Origin of the sequence: Paenacidovorax caeni (genome assembly GCF_001298675.1) — a bacterium.
Taxonomy (GTDB): domain Bacteria; phylum Pseudomonadota; class Gammaproteobacteria; order Burkholderiales; family Burkholderiaceae_C; genus Paenacidovorax; species Paenacidovorax caeni.
In genome coordinates this window covers 1-2,008 of the sequence record NZ_CYIG01000106.1, presented here as the reverse complement: position 1 = coordinate 2,008, position 2,008 = coordinate 1, and the positions used below count along the sequence as shown (strand labels likewise).

Sequence of the window (2,008 nt, the reverse complement as noted above, 5' to 3'; positions counted from 1 at the left end):
TGGATGATCTGGACGCGCAAGGGCCTCTTAGCGAGCGCATGCTGGTGGCGTGGATCGACTTCTTCCTCGACGTGTGGCTGGGCGAGGTGCGCTTCATGCAGCGCATGCTCAATCAGCAAGAGATGTTGGGAAGATTGAGCGCACTGCTCGCGCATGAAGCGCAGGTGGGCAAACGAGGGTTACGCATGGAGGCCCTGCGGCCCTTGCACTATCTTTTTGTCACACAAGGCTCGATCACCCGAGGGGATTTTGCGCGCATGACCGGGCTTGGCGAGCGCACGGCGACCACACTCATAGGCAAACTACTGGGAGCAGGCCTGTTGCTGTCGGACTCGCCCCGCGGGGCGGTGCGCTTCGGTGTGCCGATGGATGCGTTGCGGTTTTTGTTGCCTAACCTGTGGCCTGAAGCCGAGGCGGCAGCTTGTCGCCACGCAATGGATGTGGCGGTACAACCATGAACGCCCAAAAATAGCCGTGGGCGGCATCACCCCCAAACAGCGGCTGGCCATGGTCGCATAGCTCTACTTCTCGCAGAAGCGGATTTCGGGGGATTACCCTCACAGCACGCTATTTCTTTGAGCCGTCATCAAGAGACTCCATAAAACCAGCCGCCGCGTCGAGCATTCCATTCAGGGTTCGTGGCTTACGGGTCTTCTGCAGCTTGATGACCTGCGCAATCGGCTCGGGCTTGGGATTTGCGGTTTTGTTGATGTAGGCAATGGCGGCGCGCTCTTGCCTGTTCATAGATGCCTGGACCGTTCTGAGTGCCACAGTCGCCTGTCTCGCTGCGCGAAGCTGATCTTCAAAAACCTCAGCTTCGGCCTGTACTTCCGGTCCATCGAATGGGCATAGGAGATTTTTGCGGAGGCTTGTCTTCTGCCCAGCGTGAGCTATGAGGAGATTGACATCATCTCTTGCAGTCGCGTACCTGACCGAATTGAAAGCTTGGCGCACATGAGCCCAAGACGCTTTAGGAGAACCAGCGCTCCGAGCCATCCAATAGCTGAGTACCAGCAAATTCACGAGAAGACGCTTCAGCCCTGCACAGAGATTCCACAGTTCGACCCGATGATCCACCAGGGAAAAACTCACCGCTTCATCAAGCACAACCTGATAGGCAGACAGCAATGCAACCCAGTCCTCTGAGGCAGGAGGGTCCGGCAAAAGCACAACTGGTCGGCTAAGCAGCCGCTGTGTGGACTCAGGAGGGCGGCTGCGCAGCTTCCATCCCAAGGAATAATTGGCTATGACAAACCATGGCACCTGCAGTTGGGCAAGTGCAAGGAGGGTCCTCGTAATGAGCGTGCTGGCAGCAGCTGATTGAGTCATGAACTGTGTTTCATCGCCACCGAACAGGCACACGCCAGACACCCGCATCCAGCGGGCACACTCCCATCCCAACTCTTCTTGGCCGATCTTGACCTTGCCCGCCGCAGTCCCCGGGCTTGCAAAAGTACGCAGCACGGCTGAAACGCTGCCCTTCTGTCCAACCACACAGTCGACGTAGTCGATGAGTGGCACCGGAGGGTGGGCGGCATCCAGACTGATTTTCCTGTTCCCATCCAGTATCCTCTGAATCGCCAGCCGAAGTCGGGTCTTACCGACACCCGCCAGGCCGGTGATGAAGGACGGCGGCGTCCCGTCACTTGGCGCAACGCCTGAGTACGCAGCAGCCAACGCTGCGCCCGGGCTTTTGTACACAACCCTGGAGTGAGACAGTGCCCGCTCTATTTCGGCGCGGATGGCTTTTTCCAGTTGGACTGTGACTAGAAGTACTTCTTTGAGTCCACATTCCACCTTCTGGCAGGCCTCCTCCACTCCGACCGACATGAGGTTCTCAACAGGAAGACCATGAACCGCCCCGGGTTTTGAGGAGGCTCCAACACTTGAGAAGATGGAGCTATGAACAAGTCACCGAAGTTCTCCCCGGAAGTGCGCGAGCGCGCCGTGCGCATGGTGCAGGAGCACCGAGCCGACTACCCGTCGCTGTGGGCAGCGATTGAATCGA

At 58.2% G+C, this 2,008-nt stretch carries 1 protein-coding gene and 2 pseudogenes; 2 read left to right on the top strand and 1 reads right to left on the bottom strand.

Annotated elements, in window-relative coordinates; translation table 11 throughout:
* Positions 1–458 (top strand): annotated as a pseudogene (locus BN2503_RS20770) (Fic family protein); the annotation flags it as partial.
* Positions 418–519: pseudogene (locus tag BN2503_RS21490) on the top strand (integrase core domain-containing protein); the annotation flags it as partial. The pseudogenes BN2503_RS20770 and BN2503_RS21490, both read left to right, overlap by 41 nt.
* 48 nt (positions 520–567) lie before the next feature.
* On the opposite strand, the gene BN2503_RS18870 reads toward BN2503_RS21490, so the two are convergent.
* Positions 568–1,830: a hypothetical protein gene (locus tag BN2503_RS18870; RefSeq protein WP_054258122.1), complete on the bottom strand. Its 1,263-nt coding sequence runs from the start codon at positions 1,828–1,830 to the stop codon at positions 568–570.
* Positions 1,831–2,008 lie beyond the last annotated feature (178 nt).